This is a genomic window from Nitrosomonas sp. H1_AOB3 (assembly GCF_015709435.1).
In the GTDB taxonomy this organism is placed as follows: Bacteria; Pseudomonadota; Gammaproteobacteria; order Burkholderiales; family Nitrosomonadaceae; genus Nitrosomonas; species Nitrosomonas europaea.
The window spans coordinates 2,149,836-2,165,772 of sequence record NZ_CP054389.1; the positions used below are offsets into that span (position 1 = coordinate 2,149,836).

At 48.9% G+C, this 15,937-nt stretch carries 14 protein-coding genes; 8 read left to right on the forward strand and 6 right to left on the reverse strand.

Features of this window, described 5'->3' with window-relative positions; translation table 11 throughout:
- Positions 1-28 precede the first annotated feature (28 nt).
- Positions 29-715, forward strand: coding sequence for a DUF6781 family protein (locus HRU73_RS10065; RefSeq protein ID WP_287398597.1), 687 nt, complete (start codon positions 29-31; stop codon positions 713-715).
- 49 nt (positions 716-764) lie between these two features.
- On the opposite strand, the gene HRU73_RS10070 is transcribed toward HRU73_RS10065, so the two are convergent.
- From HRU73_RS10070 to HRU73_RS10090, 5 genes are read right to left on the reverse strand one after another with little or no spacing between them, the layout of a single operon-like run.
- Positions 765-1,469, reverse strand: coding sequence for a 2,3-bisphosphoglycerate-dependent phosphoglycerate mutase (locus HRU73_RS10070; RefSeq protein ID WP_276678706.1), 705 nt, complete (start codon positions 1,467-1,469; stop codon positions 765-767).
- Between the two features lie 46 nt (positions 1,470-1,515).
- Complete coding sequence (locus HRU73_RS10075; protein ID WP_287398599.1) at positions 1,516-2,577, reverse strand: fatty acid desaturase family protein; 1,062 nt, start codon at positions 2,575-2,577, stop codon at positions 1,516-1,518.
- 13 nt (positions 2,578-2,590) lie between these two features.
- Positions 2,591-3,040, reverse strand: coding sequence for an HIT family protein (locus tag HRU73_RS10080; protein ID WP_011110821.1), 450 nt, complete (start codon positions 3,038-3,040; stop codon positions 2,591-2,593).
- A gap of 15 nt (positions 3,041-3,055) precedes the next feature.
- A complete protein-coding gene (locus HRU73_RS10085; RefSeq protein WP_011110820.1) occupies positions 3,056-3,871 on the reverse strand; it encodes a phosphocholine cytidylyltransferase family protein in 816 nt (271 codons plus the stop codon).
- Positions 3,872-3,906: 35 nt separating this feature from the next.
- Positions 3,907-5,067, reverse strand: a complete 1,161-nt coding sequence (locus HRU73_RS10090) for a cysteine desulfurase family protein (RefSeq protein ID WP_287398600.1) — start codon at positions 5,065-5,067, stop codon at positions 3,907-3,909.
- 369 nt (positions 5,068-5,436) lie between these two features.
- On the opposite strand from HRU73_RS10090, the gene rpsO reads away from it, so the two are divergent.
- Entirely contained in the window at positions 5,437-5,706 is a 270-nt protein-coding gene (rpsO, locus tag HRU73_RS10095) for a 30S ribosomal protein S15 (RefSeq protein WP_011110818.1), read from the forward strand.
- A 194-nt stretch (positions 5,707-5,900) separates the two neighbouring features.
- The gene (gene pnp, locus HRU73_RS10100; protein ID WP_287398601.1) at positions 5,901-8,027 is read left to right on the forward strand and encodes a polyribonucleotide nucleotidyltransferase; all 2,127 of its coding nucleotides are present in this window, start codon (positions 5,901-5,903) and stop codon (positions 8,025-8,027) included.
- Positions 8,028-8,092: 65 nt separating this feature from the next.
- Here the strand turns inward: pnp and HRU73_RS10105 are convergent, their stop codons facing one another.
- Positions 8,093-8,413 carry a hypothetical protein gene (locus HRU73_RS10105; RefSeq protein ID WP_158297453.1) on the reverse strand — a complete coding sequence of 107 codons (321 nt, stop codon included), beginning with the start codon at positions 8,411-8,413 and terminating at the stop codon, positions 8,093-8,095.
- 49 nt (positions 8,414-8,462) lie between these two features.
- On the opposite strand from HRU73_RS10105, the gene HRU73_RS10110 reads away from it, so the two are divergent.
- From HRU73_RS10110 to HRU73_RS10130, 5 genes are all read left to right on the forward strand, one after another.
- The gene (locus HRU73_RS10110) at positions 8,463-9,281 is read left to right on the forward strand and encodes a DUF481 domain-containing protein (protein WP_158297452.1); all 819 of its coding nucleotides are present in this window, start codon (positions 8,463-8,465) and stop codon (positions 9,279-9,281) included.
- A gap of 325 nt (positions 9,282-9,606) precedes the next feature.
- Positions 9,607-11,118, forward strand: coding sequence for an efflux transporter outer membrane subunit (locus HRU73_RS10115; RefSeq protein ID WP_287398603.1), 1,512 nt, complete (start codon positions 9,607-9,609; stop codon positions 11,116-11,118).
- Positions 11,119-11,316: 198 nt separating this feature from the next.
- The gene (locus HRU73_RS10120) at positions 11,317-12,417 is read left to right on the forward strand and encodes an efflux RND transporter periplasmic adaptor subunit (protein WP_287398604.1); all 1,101 of its coding nucleotides are present in this window, start codon (positions 11,317-11,319) and stop codon (positions 12,415-12,417) included.
- A 36-nt stretch (positions 12,418-12,453) separates the two neighbouring features.
- Positions 12,454-15,648 carry a multidrug efflux RND transporter permease subunit gene (locus HRU73_RS10125; RefSeq protein ID WP_287398606.1) on the forward strand — a complete coding sequence of 1,065 codons (3,195 nt, stop codon included), beginning with the start codon at positions 12,454-12,456 and terminating at the stop codon, positions 15,646-15,648.
- The gene (locus HRU73_RS10130) at positions 15,638-15,925 is read left to right on the forward strand and encodes an encapsulin-associated ferritin-like protein (protein ID WP_287398607.1); all 288 of its coding nucleotides are present in this window, start codon (positions 15,638-15,640) and stop codon (positions 15,923-15,925) included. Before HRU73_RS10125 ends, HRU73_RS10130 begins: the two co-directional genes overlap by 11 nt.
- Positions 15,926-15,937: the final 12 nt, after the last annotated feature.

The window sequence follows — 15,937 nt, forward strand, 5'->3', positions numbered from 1 at the left end:
GTATTAACACTAGAAAAGGAGGGTTCTGATGCAAAACGACAATCACAGTACGGCTCAGCCGGAAAAGGATGTTGCCCGGCTCACAGAAGAAGTCAGGGAGGCAATTGCACACGGTGGTGATATTGAGAATGCCATCAGAAATCTTACGCTCAAGGCGATGCATTCCAATGGGTTGGATATCGAATCTCTGAAACAGATAGCAACTGCAGTCATGAAGGGTGTGCAAGAAGGTGCCCAGCAGAAAATGACACACGCTGCCGAGCAATCTCACGCCGCTCAGTCACAAATTACCCAGGCAGTTGTCGGGCTGGATACTGCTTTTGCTCAACTGGCCGGGGCTTCCAAACTGGCTCTGGAAGAAGCAGCAAGCAAGGCGAAACAGTTCTCTGATAGTGAACTGACCAAAGCCCAGGCAGATCTCAAAGACCTGGAAAGCGTATTTCTGGATACATTGAAGCACACAGCGACTGCTGCGCAGGGTCTGATTGCCGAAACATTGCGGGATATGTTGTCCCACGCACAACACAACGGTACCGCAGTAGGGATGCAACTCAAAGATACGCTGGCTGTTTTCGCCCATCAAATGGCTTCAACCGGTCGCGCGCAATTCGAGGCAGGTGTAAAACTCACACAAACGACCACAGACCTTCTGTACAAGATTTCCACCGGGGTGTTATCCGGTATTACCAGCCAAACCAACCGGGACGACAAGTAATCGCTTTTCTGCTCTGGAAACACTCGGTAAATGATCGCCTCAACCAGTCTCACAAGTAGTAGCGCTTCACCGGTACAAGTGAGTGATCGAGCTCATAACAAAGCGGATGACCGGTAGTAATCGACAGGCGCATGATCTGTGCGCCTGTCAGCCCTTCAAGCTGCATAACCAGCGTTTTTAAAAGATTCTGGTGCGAGACGATCAGCAAACGTTTCCCCTGCCTTATTTCAGGAAGAATGGTTTCCTGCCATAGCGGCCGCACTCGCTCCAATGTCTGCTGCATACTTTCTGCCAAGGGAAGTTGAGTGCGATCGACTGCCGCATAACGTGGCTGATTTACCGGTGCACGCGGGTCATCCAGCATCAGTAGTGGAGGCGCTGCATCAAAACGGATCTGGCTTTTCATTGTCGACCAGATACCGAATTTCCGGATAGCGGCCCAAGGGCGCATCCCCTCCAATGCACCATAATGACGTTCATTCAGTCGCCAGGTCCGGTATGTCGAGAGATGATTCAAACCCATGACTGACTGCACTATAGCGAGTGTATCGCTGGCACGCTGCAATTCTGAACAAAAGCAGGCATCAAAAGTAAAACCTGCCTGCTTGAGCAGATGACCCGCTCTCAGGGCTTCCTGTTCACCCTGCGGGCTAAGTACGATATCACCCCAGCCCGTAAAATGCCTGTCCTGATTCCAGATACTTTGCCCATGGCGAAGTAATACCAGCCGGATTGGTTCCTGTATTTCGTTCACAAACGATTGCAACCTTTCTGAAGCAAGGAAGATAAAGCGGTAAACATCAGCTCTGCGTATTATTTTTATTTGCTGCCGCTGCAACGGATTCCTGCCAGATTTGCTTCAGCGCATGCCCCAATCCATTTCGGCGTGTTTGCATGATCAGATCATTCCCGCCCAATTCCTGCACAAGCCGTCTGTGTGCCTTACCAAGATTATGATATGGCAGGCTCATGAAAAGATGATGTGTGGCATGGTAGCGCAGCCCTACAGGTGCCCATAATGCAGTCAGAAAATTACCGGGAATATTGACGGAATCAAGATATTGTTCGACCAGGGTAAGACTGTGATCACCCTCATGACGGTAAGCATGCGCAGCCAGAGTACGCAATGAGTTCATAATGAAAATGGCAACGGCAACGGCGTACCAGAGCAGCAATACCTGCCAGGGCAACTTTCCCAGCATTACACTACTTATGACAATTGCCGCAAATAAAAACGCCGCCCATTCCTGTAGCCGCCAATCATGATCATTACGAACAGCATCCGCCTGGCGAATATAAGCAGGGTTGATCGTCAACGAAGAAGCTCGTTCCCAAACGATTTTCCGCAATGGTGGAATCAGATACGAAATCGGCGTCAGCAATAAAAACCGCACTACCAGCAGCAGCGGCAGAATGAGCGAAAGCAGCACGTACCCTACCAATCCTGATGGATGCTGCGTGGCAAAGGGAAGATATTCTCCATCCTTGTCGGTGCCGTAAATCCCGGGTTTATGATGGTCGTAATGGACACCATCATAGGTGAAAGACGGGATCATGAAGGGAATGCCACAAGTCAGGTTCCACACCAGCCGGAACAATTTGAACGTTCCACGCTCGAGATGGGCAAGCTCATGAATGAAAATTGCAGCACGATAAAAGGCAAACACAGCCACGCAATAAGACAATATCTGCCAGATGGAAAGCCAGGATGTATGAAGTGCGACAGCAAAAGCTGTCCACCCCAGTACGATATGAAACAGAAAATCCAGCCAGTAAATTCTGGGGTCGGGTGTCATCAGATCACGCACCAGTGCACGTGCTTCGTACAAGGGGAAATTGGCCTGTGTCGTGTTATCAGCCATGGCAATACATTTTTCAGGAACATTCCCAGCAGGAGATCAGATGCTCGATGATCTGCTGGTTCATTTCTTTATCGGTTTCATTGATTCTGCTGAAATCGGGTACGCCCGGCCAACCGGCATCAAGAAAGGTTTTGCCGGCAAATTCTCTGGCCTGTGCATAACGGGGAATGACATGAAAATGGACATCGGGATCGACCATCATCAGCATCAGGTAATTCAATTTGTCGTACTGAAAAGCCTTTTTTAAAGCAGTGTCGATCTTGCCGGTCACAATCTGCAATTCTGCAAAACTGGTGCTACTCAATGCAGAAAAACTTTGTACCGGTTCATGCGCGACCAGGACCAGAGCACCCAAGGTAAGCTGTGCCGGGCGTAACAGTACGCTCCAGTACTGAAACTGGCAGATGACCGTATCAGGTGCACCAAATTTCTGCATGGTGCCATTGAATATCTCCACGCTCATCGTCTTTCCTCCAGATCAGCCAGGTACGCGTAACAATTGATCAGACCGGGGTTGATCTGCAGCATCCGTTTCCTTGCAGGCAAAATATTTTTCTGCTTTCTGCAAATCCTGAATGAAGTCGATTTCACACCAGCGGCTTCCGGCAACCGAGTAACCGTTTACCACACCCTGCCTGGCCAGCGCACTGATGATCGCCAGATACCACGATCCGAGTTTTTCCGGTTCACGCAATGCCTGCTCCACTGCTTCACGAAAAAGTCGGGCACCTTCCTTACTGAAACGAATCAGGCCAATCGATTCTGCATCCATTTCCCCGGCAGACAACTTCTTGCTGACCTGCCTGACCTGATTTTGCGGACCGAGCTGCACTTTCATATCATCATCATCGAATTCTGCTTTGAAGTCGATACACAGGTTGATCGGCGCTGTTTGTGTGTGTAACAAACCTGGCAACAGATCATCTCCCAGCAATGTATCTCCGTTGAGTAACAGAAAACCGGTATGCATTTCGTTTCGCGCAATCCAGCAACTGGCCAGATTATCCGCCACCTCATAAAAGGGATTGAACAAAACCCGGATATTTGAACGATCATGGTAGCGCTCGGCAATCAACGCCTCTACCTTGCCGATCTGAAAACCGGCCACAATCACAATCTCCTCGATGCCGTTGGCCAGTAATGCATCGATCTGCCAGGCGATGACCGGTTTACCGGCTACCGGTAACAGGCATTTGGGTGTATTTTCAGTCAGGGGTAACAGCCGTCTGCCCTGCCCTGCACTCAAAATGATTGCCCTGGCGGGGAAATCGTCCCCTCGTTCAGTTATTTTCATACCCGAGTCATTCAATTACGATTTCCTTTTTGTGTTCACACATTGAATAGCGCGCTCATATTCTTCAATTCGTCAGTGATATGCTTCACTGCCGCAAGAAAAGAATCGACCTCCGCCATCGTATTATCCATCCCCAGGCTTACGCGCACCGCACATCTCGCCACGATCGGCGGTACATTCATCGCTTCCAGCACATGACTTTTCCCCGGTGTTGCGCTGGAACAGGCTGCTCCGCTGGCCACCGAAAATCCTTTTTTATCCAGACGGACCACCAGTGTATCGCCCTCGATATCCGGCAACGCAAAATAGCAGGTATTGGGCAAACGGGGGGCATTCAATCCGAATACCGTAGCGCCCATTGCCAGCAGACCATGTTCGAGTCGATCACGCAACGCTGCTGTTTTCACTGACGATTCTGCCATTCTCGACATGGCGAGCTCACAGGCAGCGCCAAATCCGACGATGGCCGGAACATTCTCGGTGCCGGAGCGCAATCCGTTCTCATGCCCCCCGCCATCGATAAGGGGCCTGATCGGCAAGCGCGGATCGATGATCAGTGCTGCTGCCCCCTTGGGTCCGTAAATCTTGTGTGCAGACAACGTCAGGGCATGTACACCAAGTTCAGTAAAATTCACCGGAATTTTACCAAATGCCTGCACAGCATCCGTATGCATCCAGGCCCCCTGCGCTCTTGCAACTTCAGCAACCGGGGCAACCTCCTGAATCACACCGGTTTCATTATTCGCCAGCATCATTGAAACCATGGCAGACCTGGTCGCGGTAAGTACATCAGCAGCATCATTCATCTTGATCTGTCCTGCGGCATCCACCGCCAGATAATGCAGTTGCCATTTTTCACCATTTTTCCTTGTCAGCCCCCGTGCAGGACGCATGATGCAAGGATGCTCGATCGTACTGACAGCCAGCACAGAAGGTTTCAGACTATCCGACACACCCCGAATAAACAGATTGTTTGCCTCTGAACCGCCACTGGTAAAAATAACCTGTGCAGGCTGGACACCCACAGCCTGAGCCACCTGTTCACGTGCACGATCGATTGCCCGGCGAGCCGCCAATCCAAAAGAATGACTGCTGGATGCGTTGCCATAATGTTCACGAAAATACGGCAACATCCTATCCAGTACTACATCATCCACTTTGGTAGTGGCGTTATGATCGAAATAGATCTGAGTCATGAGACATACTAACCAGGCAGATATGCCAAAGATCCATCCTGATCCATCCGGCAGATCCCTGGTACTGAAAACGATAAAGGATGAGTATATTGAAAATTACAAGCCACGGATATGATCTCTCGAAAATACCCGCCTCAAATTGAATCGACACCTGGTTAAATTCCTAGCTTTTTCTAGCTGGCAGGAGGAGCAAAACACCCGTGCTGATTCACATATGCAAATTATTCAATGAATAGAGTAATCAGGCAATCAGCAAAGATTAACTGACTCCGTTACAATACCTTGATTTGATTTGGCAAGCCTTTTATTAAAGAGTAAAATTGCCGGCTAGTTGGATATATGGATTAATTTTCGAGCAGGAGAATGTAAATGGCAGTAACAACCGATCAAAAGAGTCAGGTCATGCGGGATTATCAGAGAGCAGCAGGAGATACCGGCTCACCAGAGGTGCAGGTGGCTCTTCTGACGACGCGAATCAACAGTCTGGTCGATCACTTCAAGCAACATGTCAAAGATCATCATTCCCGTCGTGGCTTGCTGCGCATGGTCAGCCGCAGACGCAAACTGCTTGACTATCTGAAATCAAAAAACAACGACAGCTATCGCGCCCTGATCGAACGACTTGGTTTGAGAAAATAGGACACATATCCTGTGGGGAGTGCATATACCGTACCCCCTTCCACCAATCATCGCAGATGACTGCGAGGCTGTAAAACAACATACCCGGTTGAGCCTCTTCACGCAAAACCGAATGACTCCGGCTGTCCGCAGCTGAATGCGAGTTTGCAGTTATAGTTACCTTGGGCATGACTTGACCAGAGAAGGATTATTAATTGAAGCCAATAAAAAAAAGTATAACCTACGGACGCCATACACTCACCATTGAAACTGGAGAAATTGCCAAACAGGCACATGGTGCAGTCATTGTTTCCATGGATGATACGGTTGTACTGGTGACTGCAGTAGGCGATAAAAAAACCAAACCCGGACAGGATTTCTTCCCGCTCACCGTAGATTACCAGGAGAAGTTTTATTCTGCCGGCCGTATTCCAGGAAGTTTTTTCAAACGTGAAGGCCGCCCTTCCGAAAAGGAAACACTGACCTCCCGGCTGATCGATCGACCGATACGCCCGCTTTTCCCCGATGGCTTTTATAACGAAGTACAAGTCGTTGCCATGGTGCTGTCATCCGATACTGAAATCGATGCTGACATTCCTGCAATGATCGGTACCTCAGCAGCGCTGATACTCTCGGGTATCCCTTTCGATGGTCCGGTCGGTGCAGCGCGGGTGGGTTATATCAATAATGAATATATTCTCAATCCGACCACTACCCAGCTCAAGGAATCTCAACTCAATCTTGTGGTAGCCGGCACGCAGAAAGCGGTGCTGATGGTTGAATCGGAAGCCGATGAGCTTTCTGAAGATGTCATGCTCGGTGCTGTGACATACGGGCATGATCAGATGCAGCAAGTGATCGACATGATCAATGAACTGGCTGATGAAGCAGGTGTAACTGCCTGGGACTGGCAGCCGGCAGAACAGGATTTATCACTGGTCGAAAAAGTTACCCAACTGGCTGAAGCTGATCTGCGCAATGCATTCCGGCTGAAACAAAAATCAGCCAGAGTCGAAGCAATCAATGAGATCTGGCAGCGTGTATTCACCGAGTTGAAAGTGGGTACAGAGGAAGGCCCCAGTGAACAGGCAGTCAGAGAAATTGGTTTTGCGCTTGAAGCCAGAATAGTACGTAACAGTATTCTTGATGGGGAATCCCGGATCGATGGTCGTGGCACCCGCACCGTTCGGCCAATCACTATTCGCCATGGTGTATTGCCGCGCACTCACGGTTCTGCGCTGTTCACACGGGGTGAAACACAAGCACTTGCAATCACCACGCTGGGAACAGCACGCGATGAACAAAAAATAGACGCACTCCAGGGAGATTATTCCGAACGTTTCATGCTTCACTACAACATGCCTCCTTTCGCCACGGGCGAAACCGGAAGGGTAGGAACCCCAAAACGGCGTGAAATCGGTCATGGACGGCTGGCCAAGCGTGCTCTGCTGGCAGTGATACCACCAGTGGAAGAATTCGGTTATTCGATGCGCGTGGTCTCGGAAGTGACTGAATCAAACGGCTCCAGCTCGATGGCATCTGTCTGTGGTGGATGTCTTTCACTCATGGATGCAGGTGTTCCACTGAAAGCACATGTAGCCGGCATCGCCATGGGATTGATCAAGGAAGGCAACCGGTTTGCCGTGCTGACCGACATTCTCGGCGACGAAGATCACCTGGGTGATATGGATTTCAAGGTGGCAGGTACCGAACAGGGCATCACCGCCCTGCAAATGGATATAAAAATTCAGGGGATCACGAAGGAAATCATGCAGGTTGCTCTGCTCCAGGCAAAAGAAGGACGTCTGCATATTCTGGAAATCATGAAACAATCTCTTCCGATTGCAAGAGAAAGTATCTCGGTTCATGCTCCACGCATCATCAAATTCAAGATCAACCCGGAAAAGATCCGCGATGTCATCGGTAAAGGAGGCGCAGTGATTCGTGCCCTGACCGAAGAAACAGGAACGACCATCGATATTTCCGATGATGGTTCTGTGACGATTGCCTGTATCAGTAGTGAAGGTGGAGAACAAGCGAGAAAACGTATCGAAGATATCACTGCAGATGTCGAAGTCGGGAGGATTTACGAAGGAACTGTTCTCAAATTGCTTGATTTTGGCGCCATTGTCAGCGTTCTTCCGGGGAAAGATGGATTGCTCCATATTTCCCAGATTGCCAATGAACGGGTCGAAAATGTTGCTGACCATCTCAAAGAAGGACAGACCGTTCGTGTCAAAGTACTGGAAGCAGATGAAAAAGGCCGGCTGCGACTCAGTATGAAAGCAGCCAGTATCAGCACAGAAATAACTGCAGACAATCCGGACAACACTGAAAAATAGACAGGTATCATTTTAACGAATCACGATCTGTTTTCCCCGGACAATCCCCGGAGGGTGTGCCTGTTTCATTCAGAAAACAGCATCTCCGGGAAAATTTTTCTCTCGACTCGACGATAGAACCCTGCCATCCGATTCACATACTTACCTCGATCAGATTCATATCCCATAAAAATTAAAGAGAACATAATGGAAAAGAAGTTGTCAGTTTTGCTGTTTACGCTTCTGGTTTCTTTGGCGCTGGCTGCAAGAGCTGATGAAATATTGCTTAAAAATGGTGACAGAATTACCGGAACAATCATCAACAAGACCGGTAATACTCTAGAAATAAAAACTGAATATTCAGACAAAATATCTGTCAAGTGGAGTGCAATCGAAAGTTTCAGCACGACTCAACCTGTATTGTTGACCCTTAAAAACAAGGAAGAAATGACGGGTATGACCGAAGTTTCCCCGGATAATACGTTGAAGATCAAAAAAGAAGGTGTCTATCAGTCCGAACCGATTCCTTTATCCGAAATTGCTGAAATCAATAAAAAATTCTTTTCCGGTCAGGTCAATGCGGGTGGTGCACTATTTTCTGGGAATACACAGCGCCAGTCTTATAATCTGAATACCGACCTCGTCGTCAGAGGAAGAGATGATCGCGTTTCCTTCGGTGGGCAGTTCAACTATGCTGACAGTAAGTCGCGGGATTCAAACGGTCAAAAGGAAACCATACTGAACGCTCGTAATTTCCAGCTTTATGGAGACTATGCACATTTCTTCACTGATGTCTGGTATGGATACGCCCACGGCTTGTTTACCAATGACCGTCTCCAGGATATTAAATTACGATCTGCATTTGGTATTGGTGCCGGTTACCAGATTTTCGCAACAGGTGATCTCAATCTATCATTTGAGGCAGGCCCTGATTATGTAAACGTCGATTTTTACGACTACCCCTATCAGTGTGAAAAGAAACTTACAGTCGATCCTGCTGCATGCAACCGGATAAAAGACAGAAGTAATGTGGCTGGTCGCTGGTCTACCCGCTATGACCAATGGATATGGAATCGAGCTGTACAGCTTTTCCATACACATGAAGGACTTGCGGCCAGTGATCTTTTCGTTCGTACGCGTACCGGTTTTCGCGTACCACTCTGGTATGGATTTCAATTTGTCAACGAAATTCAGGTAGACTATTATAGCAAACCGGCGCCAGGCAAGGAAAAATTTGATACCCGTTACCTGTTCAACATTGGTTACGGATTCTGATTTTAAAACACTCGCAGCTTAATTTCTTCATTCTATCGAGACTGATTTAGGGTAAAACCAGATTCCAGGAAAAATCTGGTTTTATCCCGGTCGTGTTACGGGAGAAAAGCAAGAATTACCTTGCCCACGAACCTATCTGCATGTTTGCGGTCTACGTAAGGCACTGACCATGATTTCATGGCATTCCCCAGTCCGCAAAACTGCCCGAATCTACTGCAAAGTACATGCAGAAAATATAAATGGTACAAACTGGACTTTATATCTCCAAGATTAAAAAAGGAGTGGTATGTCGCGGTATTTGAAATTTTCTGATCAGTTATTTGCAATGATCGCATCCATATTTACCCATCCGGCTGAAGTCTCTGATTCCAGATACCGAGCATCTCTGCCGACGAAACCAGAGCACCGTCAATCTCTTTTTCTACTGTTATGTTCGAGTCTGCTGGTGACCTCCTGTGCCATGGGACCTGATTACTCACGTCCTCAGGTCGATGTTGCACAAAATTACCGTCTGACACCAACAGAAGGGCGATCCATCGCCAATCTCCCCTGGTGGGAGCTGCTCAAGGATAAAAAGCTGCAATTGCTGATCGATCAAGCTCTGCAGGAAAACAAGGATCTCAAACAGACGACAGCCAGTGTTGAGGAACTTCAGGCTCGCTTGCGTATTTCCAATATGGATTTCATTCCTGATGTAAATATCGAAGGTAACGCACCGGCACTTGGTACCATGGGCGGGTTCAGCCGTCCCGGATTTCCGACACCTTACAACTACTTCGGGCAAACCATCCTGAACTGGGAGCTGGACATCTGGGGCAGGCTCCGCCGTGCAAATGAAGCTGCCCGGGCAGATTTGCTGGCACATGAAGAAAATCGTCGTGCTGTTGTTCTGACACTGGTAAGCTCAGTTGCACAATCCTATTTCGATCTCTTACAGTTCGATATGCAGCTGGATATAGCCCACCATGCACTGTCCTCATGGGATGAATCCATTGCAATTTCCAGAGCACAATTACAGGGAGGGTTGATTTCCCGTCTCGATCTGGATCAATTCGAAGCTGAGCGTGCCCGAGCTGCTGCTCAAGTAGCCGAATTGGAGCGGCAAATCGTTCAGAAAGAAAATGAACTCAGCGTGCTGACAGGCAAAAACCCTACTCCAATCTTACGGGAGCAATCACTAAACGAACAGCTGATACCACCCGAAATACCTGCCGGCCTGCCTTCCGAACTGTTACAGCGACGCCCCGATATTCTGCAGGCTGAGCAAACACTGAGGGCAGCCACCGCCCGGATCGGAGCAGCTAAAGCAGCGCGATTCCCGAGAATATCACTCACAGGCTTTCTGGGGTTGTCCAGCCCGGCATTATCTAGTCTGTTGGATTCCGGCAGCGAATTTGGTGTCGGTGGATTCGGGCTGGCGGCACCACTGCTGAATTCCCAGTCTCTCGGTTTTGAGCAGCGGGCTGCAGAAGCACAGGCAAGACAGGCGCTGGCAAAATATGAACAGACCATCCTGGTGGCATTCAAGGAAGTTGAAGATTCGCTTGTTGCCATCCGGACGGCAAATGAACAGTACAAAGCCCAACAAGCACAGGTAGAGGCGCTGACTTCGGCTTTACAAACAGCAGAACTGCGTTACCAGGGTGGAATCACCAGCTACGTTGATGTATTGCTTGCAAAACGCAAATTATTTGATGCTGAATCTGCTCTTACAGCCACTCGTCGTCTGCATCTGATTTCCATCGTTCAGCTTTACAAGGCACTGGGGGGTGGCTGGCTGGCCGAAGGTGCCAATACTCCCCTGCCAGTATCTACCGGCCCGCTGCACAATGGCTGAAATGAATAATCTATCCGGCACACTGCTGCCGGCAAACCGGTTTCATCAACCATAAATATTTTTGATCATTTTCCTTACCGAATTACCGGGAATAACGTCATGTATCAAACGCTTCGTCAATCAATCATGCAGACCGGCCGCACCATAATAAACATCAGAACAGGGGTGCTGCTCATTGTTTTTCTGGCCGGTTGCTCAATGCAATCATCTACTGATTCACAACCTCCGGTACCTCAGGTATACGTAACTACCGTCACTACCCGCACGATTATGGAGGAACCGGAATTCATCGGGCAGACTGAATCTTTCCGGCCTGTTGAAATCCGCTCACAGGTAAACGGAATCATCAAAAAAATATTCTTCACGGAAGGCCGGAATATCAAAAAGGGTGACAAGCTGTACCTCATCGACCCGGTACCCTTCGATGCAGTCTACAAGAACAGCAGGGCGCTGGTAACTCAGGCACGGGCACGATTGGATCAGGCCAACAAAGATCTGGCGCGGGTACAGCCACTGCTCAAACAAAAAGCAGTCAGTAAAAAAGAGGTCGATGACGCCGCGGTAGAAGTGCGCAGTGCAAGAGCGGCACTGGAAGCAGCACAGAACGTGATGATCAAGGCCAAGTTCGATCTGGACAACACGCTCATCACTGCGCCGGTAGAAGGTCGAATCAACCGCAGTCAATTTTATGAAGGACGCCTGGTCGAAGCCCAAACTAATTTGTTGACTACTATCGATCAGCTGGATCCGATGTATGTCAATGTAAATATTCCAGAAAGTTATTTGTTGCGCCTGCGCCGCGAACTATCTGAACACAAACTTGAAAGACCTGAAAGTATTTTTCAGCTGAGTGGTGTAATGACTTTCTCCGATGGCAGCATCTACCCGGAGGAAGGATTGCTGGATTTTGAAGATATCGTGATACGGCCTGAAACTGGTATGCTGCTGGGACGATTTGTATTTTCCAACCCGGCTGGCAAAAATGCTCCCGGGGAAGCTCACCTTTACCCGGGCCAGTTTGTTAAGGTTCGTATCAAAGGTTACAGCAGAACAGGAGCAATTCTGATTCCCCAGCGCGCTGTGCAGCAACAGCCAAGCGGCTCTTTCGTCTATGTCATCAATGAAGGAAAAGCTGAACTCCGCCCGGTACAGGCCAGCGCATGGCAAGGCAATGAATGGCTGATTGAAAGCGGCCTGCAAGCAGGAGAACAGATCGTCGTGGAAGGAATTCACAGAATCCATCCAGGCGTTCAGGTAGATCCTGTTCCCTACCAGCAAGAAGAAAGCCAGACCTCCTAAAGCAATCATTCAAGTATAAACCGCGTAAGGCGTGCCATGAATTCCCGTTTTTTTATTGAACGACCGATTTTTGCATCAGTACTATCCATCATCATCGTCATCGTTGGTCTGGTTTCACTGAAAAATCTCCCGATTGCTCAGTTTCCAGAAATTACTCCGCCTGTCGTACAAATTGATGCGGATTATCCCGGTGCCAGTGCAGATGTGGTAGCGGAAGCCGTTGCACGCCCGATAGAAGTACAGCTTCCCGGTATCGATAATCTTCTGTATTACGAATCCACCAGTACAAACGACGGCCACATGACAATGAGGCTCACGTTCGAAATCGGAACAGATATCGATATCGCACAAGTACAAACCCAGAACCGGCAGAAACTGGCCGAACCACAACTGCCCGATGAAGTTATCCGGCAGGGGATAACCGTCAAGAAGACTTCACCCGATCTACTGCTAGTCGTCGCGCTGAGCTCTACTGATCCTTCTCACGACACCATTTTCCTGTCGAATTATGCCCTGCTCAGAGTACTCGATAATATAAAACGACTTCCCGGTGTTGGGGATGCTTCAATCTTTGGCGGTCAGAATTATTCCATGCGGCTCATTCTTGATCCCGTCCGGATGGCGCAACTCAATTTCACACCGAGTGATATCGTCGCTGCTGTCCGTGAGCAGAATCGGGATTTTCCTGCCGGGCGAATCGGCCGCGAACCCATGGTCAATGAAACCGAGCTCACCATTCCCGTTATGACTAAAGGACGGATGAGTGAGGTAAAAGAATTTGAAGAAATGATCATCCGGGCTTATCCGGATGGTTCCATGGTACGACTGAAAGATGTCTCACGAGTAGAGCTGGGCGCACAATCCTATGATCTGCAGGCACGTTGGAACGGACGGCCCAATACTTTTCTGCTGACTTATCTTTCACCTGGCGCCAACGCACTTGAAACAGCACAGCGCATCCGCAACGAAATGGACAAGCTTGCTAAAGATTTCCCGGCTGGTGCGTCCTATGATGTTCCTTACGACACCACCACCTTTATTGAGGTTTCCATTCAGGAGGTTGTAAAAACCCTGGCAGAGGCCTTGTTGCTGGTTGTGCTGGTTGTTTTCGTTTTTTTACAAAGCTGGCGCGCCACACTGATCCCGGCTATCGCGGCACCCATTTCTCTCATCGGTACATTCATGGGAATGGAAGCGCTGGGGTTTTCGATAAACACACTTACCCTGTTTGGTATGGTGCTTTCCATCGGTATCGTGGTGGATGATGCGATTGTCGTGGTAGAAAACGTCGAGCGCCATATAGCCGAGGGCCTCACGCCTAAAAATGCCGCAATAAGAGCCATGCAGGAATTATTCGGAGCACTGATTGCTATCATTCTGGTACTCGCTTCGGTATTTTTACCGGTCGCATTTCTGGGAGGCATTACTGGTGAACTGTACAAACAATTTGCTGTAACCATTGCATTGTCAGTCATGATTTCCGGATTTGTCGCACTGACACTCAGTCCTGCTTTGTGTGCCCTGGTACTCAAACCCGGCCACGATTCTCCTAACAAACTATGGAAAACTTTCAACCGCACATTTGATTGGGCACAGACTCGCTACGTCAGCATGGCCGGTACAATCATAAAAAGATCGGCATTATCAATCCTCATTTTTTTAACGGTAATATTTTTTGCCATCGGTTTATTCAAAACAGTACCAGGAGGTTTTCTTCCGGAAGAAGATCAGGGTTATTTCATTACGGTAGTACAACTTCCAGACGGCGCTTCCATTTCCCGCACCAAAAAGGTTCTTGAAAAAATAGAGAGTTATTTCCTGTCCATTCCATCTGTTCATTCAACTGATGCAATGGCTGGCATGAACTTTGTTTTCAGCAGCCGTGGTCCGAATCACGCCACGATGTTCGTACCGTTGCATCACTGGGATACACGCAAAAATGCCGATGAGCAGGTTCAAAACCTGATCGCCAATGCCTTTGGTGAATTTGCAAAAATCCCTGAAGCACTGGTGCTCGCCTTTAACGCACCCTCAATCCGCGGACTGGGCGCAACGGGTGGCTTTTCAATTCAATTGCAGGACCCAAGTGGAGGAGACTTTTCAGAATTTGCCGAAACAGCACAGGCATTTGTAAACAAAGCCATGGAACACCCGGCTATCGGAATTGCCGGTACCAATTTCCGTGTCAGCGCCCCAAGGATGTATGCTCATGTCGACCGCGAACGTGCCAAAGCCTTAGGTGTGCCCATATCCGATGTTTTCGATACGATGCAAGCTTATTTTGGCAATTTATATGTGAATGACTTTATCAAGTTTGGCCGTGTCTACCGGGTACAAACTGAAGCACCACCTGAGTATCGATCCAGCCCGGACAATATCAGCAATATCTATGTTCGTGCCCAATCCGGAACAACCAGCACAATGATACCGCTTGATTCTGTGGTTACAACCGAGTTCAACAGCGGCCCGGATCCGGTTACCCATTTCAACGGATTCAACTCTGCACTCGTACTGGGAAGTGCAGCGCCAGGCTATAGCTCAGGGCAAGCTCTGGATGCGCTGCAGGAAGTGGCCAATGAAGTACTGGCACCCAAGGGTTACACCATCGACTGGAGTGGAATTACCTATCAGGAAAAAATGGCAGCCAGTGGACAAAAAATATGGATACTTTCCTTTGCCCTGCTCATGGTATTTTTGGTGTTGGCTGCCCTGTATGAAAGCTGGTCTGTACCGTTTGCCGTCATTCTGGCCGTGCCCTTCGGTATCTTGGGAGCATTGCTGGCTATCTGGGCGCGTGGACTGACTGATGATATTTACTTTCAGGTCGGGTTAATTACCCTGATTGGACTATCCGCCAAAAACGCTATTCTTATCGTAGAGTTCGCCAGTGATCTGTATGCCAAAGGCGCATCACTGACCGAAGCCGCTCTGGAGGCAGCCCGGGTTCGTTTCCGTCCGATCATCATGACTTCCATGGCCTTTATCATGGGGGTATTCCCGCTTGCGATTTCATCCGGTGCAGGGGCTGCCAGCCGTATCGCCATTGGCACTACTGTACTTGGCGGCATGCTGGCAGCAACTTTCCTCGCCATATTTTTCGTGCCGCTCTTTTTTGTGCTGATTGGAAAAATCACACGACGCGACAAACATCCAACTCCTGAACCTGTCCAGGCTGAAACCGGAGATCAGGCAGTTACCACCAACGACAAGGAAGATACTGATGGCAAATGACGGTTATTTTGAACCCACACAAGAACTGAGCGATGAAACCCAAGACATGCACCGGGCAATTATTTCTCTGCGTGAAGAGTTAGAAGCAGTCGATCTCTACAATCAGCGAGTGAATGCCTGTAAGGATAAAGAACTGAAAGCGATACTGGCGCACAACCGGGATGAAGAAAAAGAACACGCGGCGATGCTGCTGGAATGGATACGCCGGTGTGACCCGGCATTTGACAAGGAGCTGAAAGACTATCTCTTTACCGACAAACCCATTGCTCACGAGTAACAAGTGTCAAAC